Genomic DNA, 13,663 nt, shown 5'->3' on the forward strand with positions numbered 1-13,663 from the left:
CGTAGCGCTGTTCACACGCTACTGGGGCAGGTGCCAGTCGAACCAAGCGACGTTTGGGTTGTTGCAGGTCGACGCGAAGCGCGGCCTCAGTCGCGCTCGAAGCGCTGCAATTCGTCCAGTTGCGCCAGCGCCTTGCGCAGGCTGCCGCCGCTCAAGGAATCGTCCATCTTCCGGCCGAACTCGGCGCGTTGCGGGCGGCGCGCCCAGCGATGGAACCACCAGGTGCCGAGCAGGCCGGCGATGCCGATGCCGTAGCCACCCCAGACCAGCGCGGGGGCCTTGGCCAGCAGATCGACATCGCCCAGGCCGGCCAAGGTCTGCAAGACCGCGATCCACAGAAACCACCACGGCAGACCGGCGACCATGCCGCTGCGGATATACAACGAGCGGGCGCGCAGCAATTGTTTCTGGATGCCGACCACCGGCTGCGCATAGTCGATGTTGCCGATCCGCCCCAGCACCACACCCGCGGCGACGATGGTCAGTACCCCATACGCCTGCACCAGCACGCCGGCGACGATGGACGAGGCATGCGCCGGCTCGCTCATCCACAGCAGTGAGGCGAGCAGGATGAAGGCAATGCCGAACAGGATCTGCATCACCTGACCCCAGAACAGCGGGCGCAGGCTGCCACGCGTCTTGTCCAGCTTGCGCTCGCGCAGCTCTTGCAGCTTCAGCGTGTTGTCCAGTTGCAGCCTGCGGTCCAGCGATTGCCAGGCGGATTTGAGGTCATCGAGTTCCATCATGGTTTCCATGTCGGGTCTTAGCGAAATTCGTCGCGGATGCGCTGTTTCAGGCGTCCGATCTTGGTGGAGACATTGCTTTCTGTGATGCCGAGGATCTGGGCGATCTCGCGTTGCGGGCGGTCTTCGAGGTAGAGCAGCAACAGTGCGCGGTCCAGCGGCGGCTGGCGGGCGATGACGTCCTGCAGCAGGCGAATACGCTGTTCGTTCTCCGGGTCGGTGGCGTTGCCGTCGGCCACGTCGTGCAGGGTTTCGTCCAGCGGCATCGCGTCGTGCCGCTGCCGCAGTTCGCGGTTGCGCAGGTGGCTGATCGCCACGTTCAGCGCGATCCGGTACATCCAGGTGCTGACGCTGCGCGCCGGGTCGTACGTCGGCCAGGCGTGCCAGAGCTGTGCCGCGATCTCCTGGGCCAGGTCTGCGCGGTCCTCGGCACCGCGTGCATAGCTGCCGGCGACCTTGAACACGATGCCGGAATGGCGCTGCAGCAGCGCGCTGAAGGCATCTCGGGTGTCGTTTGCGGTCATGGCGGGTGCGATGGTATCCATTGGTTCACCGGCGCGGTCTTCGCGCCCCTCGGAACCATGATTCGCGTCAGCGCACGGAATCTCACACCCGGCCAGCAATGAATTCCAAGGAGATGCCCGGCTCCGAACCCTCGGTGATCACTTGCGGCGCGTCGGCGATACCGCGGGAGGTTTCCTCCAGTGCCACAACCGCCAGGCGCGCCATGCGGATGCACCTGACCCGGCCGCCTGCTCAGCCCGCCTCCGGGAAACAGCGGTCAGAGTGCACTTACTTGCATCAGTCTCTACCGGGTAACGCTCCTAGTTTCCGCAGTCGCTTTCCAAGCAAGTTGAGGATATGGATTGGGCTCCGCGTTGCTTACTGCTTCCGAGCCGGTGACGTCGTCGGAGGTGTCGCGGGCCGCGCAAGAATCGCGCCAGTCACCAGCTCGAACAGGCGCTCGGACCGCTGAGCATGCGACGGCTGTTCCCGCAGCCAGGCCAGCGCCGCGATCAGGTCGAACAACGCGTCACCGTCCATATCGGCGCGCGCCTTGCCCTCCGCCTGCGCGCGCGCCAGCAGAGCGGCGCCCGCGGCGCGCAGCCGCACGCAGGCCGCGTGCAGCGCGGAGGAGTCGTCTTCGATGGCCGACATCATCGGGGCGAGGATGCCGCGCTGCTGATGAGTGAAGGCGATGATCTCCTCAAGCCAGGCCAGCAATGCCTGGTCCGAGGCCGCGGCCGCGCACAGGGCATCGGCCTTCGTCGCCAGGTCCTCGAAGTCGTTGCGCAGCAGCGCCTCGAGCAGGGCTTCGCGGGTGGGGAAGTGGCGGTACAAGGTGCCCAGGCCGACTTCGGCGCGGCGGGCGATGTCGCGCAGCGAGGTGTCCGCGCCGGATTCGGCCAGGGCCTCGCGGGCCACGTCCAGCAGGCGTTGGTAGTTTTTTTGGGCGTCGGCGCGCATGGTGTCCTTTACAAGTGGAACAGTGCTCCGTATATTCGGAGCACTGTTCCGATCAGGATACGTCATGCACAGTTCCGAAGAAACGCCGCGCACCATGAAAGCCGTCCGCCAGCGTGAGTTCGGCGGCCCCGACGTGCTTCATTACGAGGACGCGCCCAGGCCCGTGCTGCGGCCGGGCGAGGTGCTCATCCGGGTTCACGCCGTCGGGCTGAATCCGCCCGACCTGTACCTGCGCGAGGGTTACAGCCGCCTGCCGCCGGAATGGCGGCCGCCGGTGGCGTTTCCGCTGATCCTGGGCACGGACGTTTCGGGGGTGATCGCGGCGTTGGCGGAAGATGTCGACGGGTTTGCGCCCGGCGACGCCGTTTACGCGATGGTGCGCTTTCCGAGCGGCTTGGCCGGCGGCAGTCAGGCGTATGCGCAGTACGTCGCCGTGCCCGCCAGCGAAGTCGCACTCAAGCCGGCCGGGATCGACCACGTGCACGCGGCGGGCGCGCCGATGTCGCTGCTGACGGCGTGGCAGTTCCTGATCGCGCAGGGCCACGACGTGGCCAATCCGCTGCAGCCCATGCCGCATGTGCCGGTACCGTTGCAGGGCAAGACGGTAGTGGTCAACGGAGCGGCCGGCGGCGTCGGCCATTTCGCGCTGCAACTGGCCAGGTGGCAGGGTGCGCGCGTGATCGCGGTCGCGTCCGGCAAGCACGAGGCGTTCGTGCGCGGGTTGGGCGCCGAGACCTTCATCGACTACACCAAGACGGCGCCGGAGGACGTGCTGCACGACGTGGACCTGGTGGTGGACGCGGTCGGCGGCGCCGGCGCCGGAAAGTTCCTGCGCACGCTCAAGCGTGGCGGTGCGCTGTTCCCCATCTTCCCGCTGGGCTTCGATGGGCACGATGCGGCGACGGCATTGGGCGTGACGGTGTCCACCACGCAGGTGCGTTCCAGCGGCGCGCAACTCGGCGAACTTGCGGCGTTGCTGGGCGCAGGCACGGTCCGCGTAGCGATCGACAGCACCTTCGCGCTGTCGCAGGCACGGCAGGCGCACGAGCGTGCGGAACGTGGACACGTCCAAGGCAAGATCGTGATGACGGTTGAGTGAGATCTGGATCGCGGCGTTGCCGCCGGCACCGAATGGCTCAGCGGCTCGGCGATGCGTCGACTGCCGAGCCGCGAACCACGTTGCCCTAATCGCTACGGGTCGTGGTATTGCCGTAGGAGTCTGTGCTGCTGCGTGTCACGCTTCCGTCGTCGCCGCGGCAGGTTTTGTTGCCGTACGAGTCCGAGGAGCAGCGAACGGTGTTGCCCCGGTCGTCACGGGTCGTGGTATTGCCGTAGGAGTCCGTGCTGCTGCGCGTCACGCTTCCGTCGTCACCGCGGCAGGTTTTGTTGCCGTACGAGTCCGAGGAGCAGCGAATCGTGTTGCCCTGGTCGTCACGGGTTGTGGTATTGCCGTAGGAGTCTTTGCTGGTGCGCGTCACGCTTCCGTCGTCGCCGCGGCACGTTGTGTTGCCGTACGAGTCCGTCGAGCAGCGTGTGGTGTCGGCAAGTGCGCTCGACGTTACCAGCAGTCCAGCCAAAACTGCGAGTGTGGCCATTTTCATTTAAAACCCCCTGTGTGTGTGGAGCGATCTGACGCTTGCCAGTGTAGCCGTTGATCGTCAGTCAGGCAGGGCGTCCTATCGCCTTCCACTCGCGTGTTGCCGCGTGAAGATCGAGTGCCATGCCTTCTCCGTTCACGGCCTGAAGCGGCATGGCATGTCGAGCATCGATACGTGTAAGAACTGTTGCGCAGCAGCATGCAAGGCCGAAACAGGCGTGTTACACCTAACCGGGTTGGATCGATCCAAAGCCGTTGATGCAGCGCATCCTTGGGGAAGACGGCGAGTAGGGGATCGCGTGCTACGAGTTTGCTGACGCCTGCTCTCTGGTCCGCATGCATCTGCGGTCGTGAAGCGGTGTTGGATGCCGACTTGAGCGGCGATCTCTCGGGTCGATCCGGTCCACGTTGCGTGCCCTTCGCCGCGCGCCGTTGCTACCGGAGGTGCGTGACGCCACGCGGCGCGGCACAGCCGATCGAGAGAGTTTGGGGAGCCTGCCATGCCAATCCGCCCGTGCTTTGCGTACCTGCCTGGATTTTCGCGCCGGTGGTTGGCGTCCGTCGTGGCGTCGGTGCTGTTGTGTGCGGGCAGCGGCGCTGCACGCGCGGCCGAGGCCGGCTTCGTGTCTTCGTTCGAGCGGGGCGAACCTGCGCCTGCGTCGGTCACGCAGTCCGACAACACAGGCATCCAGGTCGCCATCGGCAACGGCCCCGAGCAGCCCTATGCGGCCAAGGCCGGCGTGGGCTACACCGGACTGCATGCGCTGCACTATCGCGCCACTGCGGCCGGGCACGCACAACTGTTCGCGGTGGATCTGCCGGTGGAGCAGGACACGGTACTGTCGTGGATGGTGCTGCCGGAGATCGTCGACGGCGAGACGGTGGCGTCGACGGGCGTGGCAGTGGATCTGCTGTTCGACGATGGGCGCCGCTTGTCCGAGTTGGGCGTAGAGGATCAGCACGGTGCGCTGGTCAGTGCGGCGGGGCAGGCGGCGTCGAAGACGCTGTATCCGCAGCAGTGGGCGCTCAAGCAGGTGCGGCTGGGTGACGTGGCGGCCTTGCGCGGTAGGCGCATTCGCGCGATCGAACTGCAGGTGCAGCCCGGCGCCGGCAAGGTGGCGTCGGGCTGGATCGATGATGTCGCGGTGCGCCTCATGCCGGCGCCGCAGGCGGCACGGCGGCCCAGCGACGAGGTGGTGACCACGCGTGGGACGCAGTCCAACGGCACGTTCTCGCGCGGCAACAACATCCCGGCCACGGCGATGCCGCATGGCTTCAACTTCTGGGTGCCGGCGACCGATGCGGGGACACTGGGCTGGCTGTACCGCTGGAACGAGCAGAACGGCGAGGACAATCGGCCGCGGCTGCAGGCGCTGTCGATCAGCCATGAACCCAGCCCGTGGATGGGCGATCGCCAGACCTTCCAGGTGATGCCCTCGTCCACGCGTGGGGTGCCGGAGGCGGACCGCGCGAAGCGCGCGTTGTCGTTCAGCCACGACCACGAGGAAGCGCGCCCGCATCTGTACCGGGTGGACTTCGACAATGGCATTCGCGCGGAGTTGGCGCCGAGCGAGCGGGCGGCGATCTTCCGTTTTCGTTTTCCCGATGGCGGAGACGCCAATCTGCTGTTCGACAACGTCGACGCACGCGGTGGACTGACCCTGGACGCGGCGACGCAGACGTTGCGCGGCTATTCGGACACGCGCAGCGGGCTGTCCAACGGCGCCACGCGCCTGTTCGTGTATGCGCGCTTCGATCGCCCGTGGACCGCCAGCGGCAAGATCGCCACAGGGCGCCCGACCGGCTACGTGAAGTTCGCGCCGGGCGCGGATCGCACGGTGGTGATGCGCATCGCCACCTCGCTGATCTCGGTGGAGCAGGCGCAACGCAATCTGCAGCAGGAGATCGGCGACGCCGGGTTCGAGGCGGTGCAGTCGCGTGCACAGGACGCGTGGGACGCGGTGCTGGGGCGGGTGCAGGTGCAGGGCGCCGGTCATGACCAGCGGGTCACGGTGTACTCCAATCTGTATCGGCTGTTCCTGTATCCCAACATCGCCCACGAGAACGTCGGCGACGCGGCGCATCCCGATTGGCGGCATGCCGACCAGAACAGTTGGGCCAAGGACAACACGGGCGGCGATGCCGAGCGCACGTCGGCGCCGATCCTGCCGGGCAAGGTCTACGTCAACAACGGCTTCTGGGACACCTTCCGCACCAGTTGGCCGGCGTATGCGCTGTTTGCGCCGGAGCAGGCCGGGGCGATGATCGATGGCTTCCTGCAGCAGTCCCGCGACGGCGGCTGGGTGGCGCGCTGGTCCTCGCCGGGCTACGCGGACCTGATGGTCGGCACCAGTTCCGACGTGGCCTTCGCCGATGCGTGGCTGAAGGGTGTGCGCGGGTTCGACGCCCACGAGGCCTACGCAGCGGGGCTGCGCAATGCCACGGTGGTGCCGCCGGTCCCGAATGTGGGCCGCAAGGGCCTGGCCCGTTCGATGTACCGCGGCTATGCCGCCAACGACGTGCACGAAGGGCTGTCGTGGACGCTGGAGGGCGCGCTCAACGATTTCGGCCTGGCGCAGATGGCGCAGGCGCTGGCGGAAGAGGAAAAAGAACCGCAGCAGGCGCAGCGCTACCGCGAGGAAGCCGAATACTTCCAGGCGCGCGCAACCGATTACGTCTACCTGTTCGATCCCACCACCCGCTTCTTCCGCGGGCGCACGCCGGCCGGCCAGTGGAGCACGCCTGCGTCGAAGTTCGATCCGCGCGTATGGGGCGGCGACTACACCGAGGCCAATGCCTGGACCTTCGCCTTCACCACGCCGCACGACGCGGCCGGGCTGGCCACGCTGCTGGGCGGCGAGGACGCCATGGCCGCGCGATTGGACGAACTGTTCGCCACGCCCGAGACCGCGGACAAGCGCTTCGCCGGCAGTTACCGCGGGGTCATCCACGAGATGACCGAGGCGCGCGACGTGCGCATGGGCATGTACGCGCACAGCAACCAGCCCTCGCACCATCTGCCGTGGATGTACGTGGCGGCGGGGCAGCCGTGGAAGACCCAGCGCCTCACCCGCGAGGTGCTGCGCCGGCTGTACCTGGGCAGCGAGATCGGCCAGGGCTACCCGGGCGACGAGGACAACGGCGAGATGTCGGCGTGGTATCTGTTCGCCATGCTCGGGCTGTATCCGCTGCGCATGGGCGCGCCGGAGTACGTGATCGGCTCGCCGGCGTTCCCGCGGGCCGAGGTCGATCTCGGCAAGGGCCGTAAGCTGGTGGTGATCGCGCGCAACAACAGTACGCGCAACGTGTATGTGCAGTCGCTCACTCTCAACGGCAAGCCGTGGCACAAGGCCTGGCTGCGCCACCAGGACATCGCCGACGGCGCCACGCTGGAGTTCGTGATGGGCGCGACGCCCTCACGCTGGGGCAGTGGCGCCGACGCGCTGCCGCCGTCGCTGACGCCGCCGGGCAGCGCGCCGCGCGGACTGGAGGACGTGGCGTCGCAGGCCGTGGCGGTGTCGTTGCAAGGGCAGCCCAGGGCCACGGTCTTGATCGACGACGATGCGACGACGGCGCTGCCGCTCCCCGTCGGTGCCAATGTCGACCTGCGCTTCGCGACGCCGCAGCGCGCCACGTACTACACGCTGACCAGCGGCGATGCCGCGTTGTCTGGCCTGGCGTGGACGTTGGAAGGGCGCAACGGCGATGGCGTGTGGACCACGCTGGACCAGCGGCGCACGCAGGCATTCGCCTGGGCGCGGCAGTTGCGGCCGTTCCGCATCGCCAAGCCCGGCGCCTACAGCGCGTATCGCCTGCGCCTGGACGCGGGCGAAACCGTTTCGCTGGCCGAGATCGAACTGTTGCAGCCGGTGACGCGGCAGGCCGCGCCGTGACCGGGTGCAAACGCGGCGAGCGTGTCGTGCCTGTCGGCCGGGCGCTGCACCACCCATTAGGCCCGTTGCGCGGCGGCATGCGCGGCGATGCTTAGTTTTCCAGTGCAAAAGACCATCAAGTCGCATCTGCGCAGAGGGAGGAACAAGTAGGAGGCTTGGTCGCCGCAATAGCACCGGATGTTTTTGTGTCACACCGCGCGGAGTTCTTGCCCGGTCTTTGGATCGATAGAAATCCGCCGCAGCCGATCAATCTTTGGGAGAGGATGATTGAAATGAACTGCATGCCATTCGCACGCAACCGCAGCACGCTGTCCGCCGGCATCGCCATCGCCTTGTGCGCCAGCGCCGCTTCCACCACCGCCTTCGCCCAGCAGGCCGACGGCACGCCGGCGCCCGCGGGCCAGGCCGACGTGCAGGCCACCGACCTGGACGCGGTGACGGTGACCGGCTACCGCTACGCGATCGAAAAGAGCCTGGAGCAGAAGCGCAATGCCAACGCCGTGGTCGACGTGATCACCGCCGAGGACGTGGGCAAGTTCCCCGACAAGAACGTGGCCGATGCGCTGCAGCGCGTGCCCGGCGTGGTCATCACCCGCGACGGTGGCGAGGGCAAGAACGTCAGCGTGCGCGGCCTGTCCTCGGAGCTGGTGCTGACCGAATTGAACGGCAACTACATCGCCACCGCCGAATCCAACGGCGACCCGACGCGCTCGTTCAACTACACGCTGCTGCCGTCCAACCTGCTGGGTAGCGCGGAACTGTACAAGACACCGGAAGCACGCATCGACGAAGGCGGCATCGGCGGCACGGTGATTCTGCAGACACGGCGCCCGCTGGAGCTGGAGCCCAACTCCGGCTTCGTCTCCGCCGAGGGCGTGTGGTCGGACAGCAGCAAGAAGACCGACGGCCAGTTCTCCGGTTCGTACTCGTGGCACGACCAGGACAACCGTTTCGGCGTGTTCGTCGGCTACACGCAGCAGAAGCGCACCGCGCGCACGCTCAACGCCAGCACCGAGAGCTGGCAGTGGTACGGCCGCGACGAAGGCGGCCCGGCGGTCGACGTCAACGGCAATCCGTCGGACTTCAACGCCAACTGGTGGGGCGGCACCGGCTTCTGGGACCAGAACGGCAAGTACTACACGCGCTTCATGATGCCGACCGCGGTCAGCCTGGACGTCAAGCAGGAGGAACGCGAGCGCAAGGGCGGCCAGCTGACCTTCCAGTTCAAGCCCACCGACGACCTGACCCTGACCGCGAACTACTTCCGCTTCGACCTGTCGCAGAACTCGCAGACCAACACGGTCAAGATCCCCGAGTGGAACATCGCGCGCTACTACGGCGACGGCAACTGGCGCGGCGGGCGCCTGCTCGACGGGCTGCAGTTCGATCCCAGCGGCACCATCGTCACCGGCGCCGACTACAGCCTGCATCCGGGCAAGACCTACTACTGCAGCGAGGCGCAGGCCGCCGCGGCCGGGCTGCCGCCGGGTGGCTGGGGCTCGGACGACTGCACGGTGCCCACGCCGCAGATCACCGGCAGCTACAACATCGAAAAGTCCCTGTCGCAGACGGTGGACCTGGGTGGCGAATGGCGCGGCGAGAAGGTGGACGTGTCGTTCAAGGCCGGCCGCACCTGGGCCAAGGGCGGGCCGGAGTTGCAGTTCTCGCTGCCGATCAAGCCGCGCCGCCAGAACGCCGATGGCAGTTGGAGCAATGGCAACTTCGCCAGTGCCTGGGACCTGACCGGCACGCCGACCATGACGTTCTCGCCGGAATTGATGCAGAACCTGCGCGACGGCATCCTGCAGGTCGACCTGGGTTCGACCGGTTCGTCCTGGACCCGCAACACCAATCAGCAGCAGTACGCGCAGATCGATACCACCTGGCATATCGATGGCGACTTCTTCGACTCGCTGCAGTTCGGCCTCAAGCGCCGCGACGGTGGCATCCACCGCAACACCGGCAACAACTACTGGGTGTGCCCGGGCACCGACCCCAGCGACTACAACAACCGTTACTGGAACGGGCGCTGCAATGCGCTGGCCACGCAGTTCTCGCCGGACCTGCTGTTCCCGCTGGACAACCTGGCCGGCGGGGTCAAATCCAGCGCATTCCCGGCGATCAACTTCCCCGGCTACATCGGCTACTTGAACCAGACCTACGGTGCGATGCAGACCCGTAGCGAAGACAACTTCGTCTACAACGTCGACGAGAAGATCTACTCCACCTATCTGCAGCTCAACTTCCACACCGAGCGCCTACGCGGCAACGTCGGCGTGCGGGTGGCGCGGACCGGGCAGCATGCCGATTCCACCGACAAGGTGACCGCCTACAACGACTACTTCTTCGATGGTGCCGACGGCAACCCGCTGGCCTGCCAGCAGGGCGCCGCCATGCCCGCCGGTGCGCCGGCCGACACCTACTGCGGCACCGAGGGCTATTGGCGGCTGTCGGATACGCAGCAGCGCACCGAGTCGTTCGTGGTCAGCGGCCTGGACCGCAAGTACACCGACGTGCTGCCCAGCTTCAACCTGGCCTACGACCTGACCGAGAACCTGCTGCTGCGCGCGGCGGCCTCGAAGGTGATCGCACGCCCGAGCTACAACGACATCGCCGCGCCCGGCAGCCTGGAGTACTACAGCCCCGAGTACGTGGCCGACCGGCGTCTGACCGGCGGCGCCAGCGAGCAGGGCTGGTACGGCTCGGGCAGCAACAAGAACCTGGAGCCGTACAAGGCCACCCAGTTCGACCTGGGGCTGGAGTGGTACTTCCAACCTGGCTCGGTGGCGGGCGTGGGGCTGTTCCGCAAGAACGTGGAGAACTTCGCCGTCGACGTGATCAGCGACGTGAACATGATGATCAACGGTCAGGCGGTCACCGTGCAGAACTACAGCACCCAGGCCGGCGGCCAGGATGCGGTGTCGCAGGGCGTGGAGCTGTACGCGCAGCACACGCTGCCGTCTGGCCTGGGCGTGCAGTTCAACTACACCTATAACGATGCCAGCAAGGCCGCGGTGCGGCTGGAGGACGGCACCGAGGTCGGCAAGACCTCGATGCCCGGCAGCGCCAAGAACCAGACCAACCTCACCGTGTTCTACGAGACCGACCGGCTGTTGCTGCGCGCCTCGTACAACCGCCGCGGCGAACTGGTGCAAGGCCTGATCAACGGGTTGAACGTGTACGAGGAGCCGTACTACCAGATCGATCTGAACGCGGCGTACAACATCACCCCGGCGCTCAGCCTCACCGCGTCGGTGCTCAACCTGACCAAGCAGGAGTCGCGCCAGCACCTCGGCGACGACACCAAGGCGCGCTTCTACACCGGCGGCTACGCCGGGCGGCTGGCGTACCTGGGGTTGACCTACAAGTTCTAAGCTAGAGGATGTCGTGCCCATGCCGGCCGCGCGGCGGTCGGCATGGGTGCGACGACCCGGCGATGGCCGGGCCACCGTTTTCGCCGTCCACGACCGCGCCGTCGCGCCGGCCGCGGTCGTTCACCACAGGACCCATCGCATGACGCGTTCCCCGTTGCCCTCGCTGCTGCGCACGCTCGCCCTGTCCTTGCTGCTGGTGACGCCGGCACTGGTCGCCGCGCCGCGGCTCAGTGCCGAGGTCAACACCTTCATCGGCAGCAAGGACGACGGCAACACCTTCCCCGGTGCGTCCGCCCCGTTCGGGATGATCCAGGTCAGCCCGATCGGCGCGCACTACGCCGGCTGGCGCTACGACGATCCGCAGATCCGCGGCTTCGGCCATTCCTTCCTGTCCGGTGCCGGCTGCTGGGAGCAGGGCGGGCAGGTCTCGGTGCTGCCGGTGACCGGGCGCATCGGCCCCGGCGGTGAGTTCGATACGGGCGATCCGAAGGCGTTCGACCACACCCGCTATGGCGCACGCTACCAGCACGACGGCGAGCGTGGCCAGGCCGGCTACTACAAGGTACGGCTGACCGATTACGGCGGCATCGATGCCGAAGCCACCGCGCTGGCCCGCGCCGCGGCCGAGCGCTACACCTTCAGCACCGCGGGCGAGGGCCACGTGCTGGTCAACATCGGCCAGGCCAATGCCCGCCACACGGTCACCGGCAGCACCCTGAGCGTGGTCGGCGACCGCGTGGTGGAAGGCAAGCTGGTCACACAGAGCTTCTGCGGCGGCCACCAGTACACCACCTGGTTCCGCCTGGAGTTCGATCGCCCGTTCAAGGCCTTCGGCACCTGGGGCGAGGCCGGCGGGGTGCCGGGATCGCGCCATGGCATGGAGGGCGAGGGCAAGCCCAGCGGCGCCTGGCTCACCTTCGACCTGAGCAAGGGTCGCGCGGTGACCGCCATCTCGGCGATCTCGCACGTGGACGCCGAGGGCGCACGCAACAACCTGCGCCGCGAGGGCATGGCCAATGGCCGCCTGCTCGGCTTCGACGCGATGCGCGCCCGCGCGCAGCAGGTGTGGGACAAGGAGCTGGCCAGCGTGCGCGTGCAAGGCGCCAGCGGCGACGACCGCGTGGTGTTCTACACCGCGCTGTACCACGCGCTGCTGCAGCCGCTGACCGGCAGCGACGCCGATGGCCGTTACCGCGGCTACGACGACGGCATCCACCATGCCGAGGGCTGGACCTACCACGAGTTCTTCTCGCTGTGGGATACCTATCGTGCGCAGAACCAGTTGCTGGCGTTGCTGCGGCCGCAGCGCGCCGCCGACATCGGCCGCTCGATCCTGGCGATCGATGCACAAGGTGGATGGCTGCCGCGCTGGGGCTATGCCAACTTCGAGACCAACGTGATGACCGGCGATCCGGTCACGCCGTTCCTGGTCGACCTGTGGCGCTTCGGCGCGCTGCAGGGGCGCGAGGCCGAGGCCTACACCGCACTGCGCCGCAATGCGTTCGAGATGCCGCCGTTGAATTCGCGGCACGCGGGGCGGTCCGGCAATGCCAACTACCTGGCGCAGGGCTTCGTGCAGTACGACCGTGCGTTCCCGTCCAAGGGCATGGATGTCGACCCGCACCACGGTGGCTCGGCGACGCTGGAGTACGCGCTGGCCGACTGCGCGCTGTCGGCCATGGCCGGCGCGCTGGGGCATGCCGAGGACGCGGCTGTGCTGAACCGCCGCGGGCGCAACTGGCATTCGATCTGGGATCCGTCGGTGCGCGATACGCAGACCGGCTTCACCGGCTTCCCACGGCCGCGCACCGAGGACGGCGCGTGGTACACGCCGCCGGACGGTCATTACGATCCGCGCTCGCAACACGGTTTCCACGAGGGCACGGCCTGGCAGTACCAGTGGCTGGTGCAGCAGGACGTGCCGGGCCTGGTGGCGGCGATGCACGGTCCGGAACAGACCGCACGGCGCCTGGATACCTTCTTCGCCTACGACGCGTTGCTGGCCGACCCGGCCGGCGCCGCGCGCAAGGAATGGGTGATGGGGCCGTACAGCTACTACAGCCAGTTCCGCTACAACCCCAACAACGAGCCGGACCTGCATGCGCCGTGGATGTACACGCTGATCGGCCAGCCGTGGAAGACCAGCACCGTGCTGCATGCGGCGCAGACGCTGTTCACCAATGCGCCCAACGGCGTCACCGGCAACGACGACCTGGGCACGATGTCGGCGTGGTATCTGTTCAGCGTGATGGGCCTGTATCCGGCGGTGCCCGGCACCGGGCAGTTCCTGCTGCACGCGCCACGCTTCTCGCGCATCGAACTGGACGTGGGGCCGGGCCGCACGCTGCGCATCGACGCGCCGCAGGCCGGCGACGGCAAGCTGCGCTATGTCGGTGGCGTGTCGCTGGATGGCCGCGCGCATGCGCCGGTGTGGCTGGATTGGGCGCAGTTGCGCCAGGGCGGGCGCCTGCGTTTCGACCTGCGCGATGCGCCGCAGCCGCAGGGCTGGGGCACGCAGCCGCAGGACCTGCCGGTGTCGCCGTGCGCGGCGCCGGCCACCTCTACCGCCAGCCTGGGCTGGCGCTGAGT

At 67.5% G+C, this 13,663-nt stretch carries 9 protein-coding genes; 4 read left to right on the plus strand and 5 right to left on the minus strand.

All coding sequences use genetic code 11. The features are described from left to right. Positions 1 to 86: 86 nt before the first annotated feature. The 4 genes from PG878_RS03580 to PG878_RS03595 form a co-directional block, all read right to left on the minus strand. Entirely contained in the window at positions 87 to 743 is a 657-nt protein-coding gene (locus tag PG878_RS03580) for a serine/threonine protein kinase (RefSeq protein ID WP_209032148.1), read from the minus strand. 20 nt (positions 744 to 763) lie between these two features. Beyond that, positions 764 to 1,267: an RNA polymerase sigma factor gene (locus PG878_RS03585; protein ID WP_209032147.1), complete on the minus strand. Its 504-nt coding sequence runs from the start codon at positions 1,265 to 1,267 to the stop codon at positions 764 to 766. Positions 1,268 to 1,349: 82 nt separating this feature from the next. Beyond that, a complete protein-coding gene (locus tag PG878_RS03590) occupies positions 1,350 to 1,472 on the minus strand; it encodes a hypothetical protein (RefSeq protein ID WP_255549902.1) in 123 nt (40 codons plus the stop codon). Between the two features lie 153 nt (positions 1,473 to 1,625). Further along, entirely contained in the window at positions 1,626 to 2,210 is a 585-nt protein-coding gene (locus PG878_RS03595; protein WP_209032146.1) for a TetR/AcrR family transcriptional regulator, read from the minus strand. Positions 2,211 to 2,274: 64 nt separating this feature from the next. Here PG878_RS03595 and PG878_RS03600 point away from each other — a divergent pair, with 64 nt between their 5' ends. Further along, positions 2,275 to 3,309: an NADP-dependent oxidoreductase gene (locus PG878_RS03600; protein WP_209032145.1), complete on the plus strand. Its 1,035-nt coding sequence runs from the start codon at positions 2,275 to 2,277 to the stop codon at positions 3,307 to 3,309. Positions 3,310 to 3,394: 85 nt separating this feature from the next. Here the strand turns inward: PG878_RS03600 and PG878_RS03605 are convergent, their stop codons facing one another. Continuing rightward, on the minus strand, positions 3,395 to 3,811 hold the full coding sequence (locus PG878_RS03605; protein ID WP_209032144.1) for a hypothetical protein: 417 nt from the start codon (positions 3,809 to 3,811) through the stop codon (positions 3,395 to 3,397). Between the two features lie 496 nt (positions 3,812 to 4,307). Between PG878_RS03605 and PG878_RS03610 the strand changes: the two genes are divergently transcribed. The 3 genes from PG878_RS03610 (at position 4,308) to PG878_RS03620 (ending at position 13,661) form a co-directional block, all read left to right on the plus strand. Beyond that, complete coding sequence (locus tag PG878_RS03610; RefSeq protein ID WP_244672703.1) at positions 4,308 to 7,700, plus strand: GH92 family glycosyl hydrolase; 3,393 nt, start codon at positions 4,308 to 4,310, stop codon at positions 7,698 to 7,700. Between the two features lie 272 nt (positions 7,701 to 7,972). Then, positions 7,973 to 11,074: a TonB-dependent receptor gene (locus PG878_RS03615; protein ID WP_209032143.1), complete on the plus strand. Its 3,102-nt coding sequence runs from the start codon at positions 7,973 to 7,975 to the stop codon at positions 11,072 to 11,074. A gap of 139 nt (positions 11,075 to 11,213) precedes the next feature. Beyond that, entirely contained in the window at positions 11,214 to 13,661 is a 2,448-nt protein-coding gene (locus tag PG878_RS03620; RefSeq protein WP_209032142.1) for a GH92 family glycosyl hydrolase, read from the plus strand. Positions 13,662 to 13,663: the final 2 nt, after the last annotated feature.

This window comes from Xanthomonas hawaiiensis (assembly GCF_031834635.1).
Lineage (GTDB): Bacteria > Pseudomonadota > Gammaproteobacteria > Xanthomonadales > Xanthomonadaceae > Xanthomonas_A > Xanthomonas_A sacchari.

Bases quoted from the DNA above. Each gene is read 5' to 3' on its own strand.
- PG878_RS03620 (WP_209032142.1), top strand. From the start codon at position 11,214: ATGACGCGTTCCCCGTTGCCCTCGCTGCTGCGCACGCTCGCCCTGTCC.
- PG878_RS03605 (WP_209032144.1), bottom strand. From the start codon at position 3,811: ATGAAAATGGCCACACTCGCAGTTTTGGCTGGACTGCTGGTAACGTCG.
- PG878_RS03615 (WP_209032143.1), top strand. From the start codon at position 7,973: ATGAACTGCATGCCATTCGCACGCAACCGCAGCACGCTGTCCGCCGGC.
- PG878_RS03610 (WP_244672703.1), top strand. From the start codon at position 4,308: ATGCCAATCCGCCCGTGCTTTGCGTACCTGCCTGGATTTTCGCGCCGG.
- PG878_RS03595 (WP_209032146.1), bottom strand. From the start codon at position 2,210: ATGCGCGCCGACGCCCAAAAAAACTACCAACGCCTGCTGGACGTGGCC.
- PG878_RS03600 (WP_209032145.1), top strand. From the start codon at position 2,275: ATGCACAGTTCCGAAGAAACGCCGCGCACCATGAAAGCCGTCCGCCAG.
- PG878_RS03585 (WP_209032147.1), bottom strand. From the start codon at position 1,267: ATGACCGCAAACGACACCCGAGATGCCTTCAGCGCGCTGCTGCAGCGC.
- PG878_RS03590 (WP_255549902.1), bottom strand. From the start codon at position 1,472: ATGGCGCGCCTGGCGGTTGTGGCACTGGAGGAAACCTCCCGCGGTATC.
- PG878_RS03580 (WP_209032148.1), bottom strand. From the start codon at position 743: ATGGAACTCGATGACCTCAAATCCGCCTGGCAATCGCTGGACCGCAGG.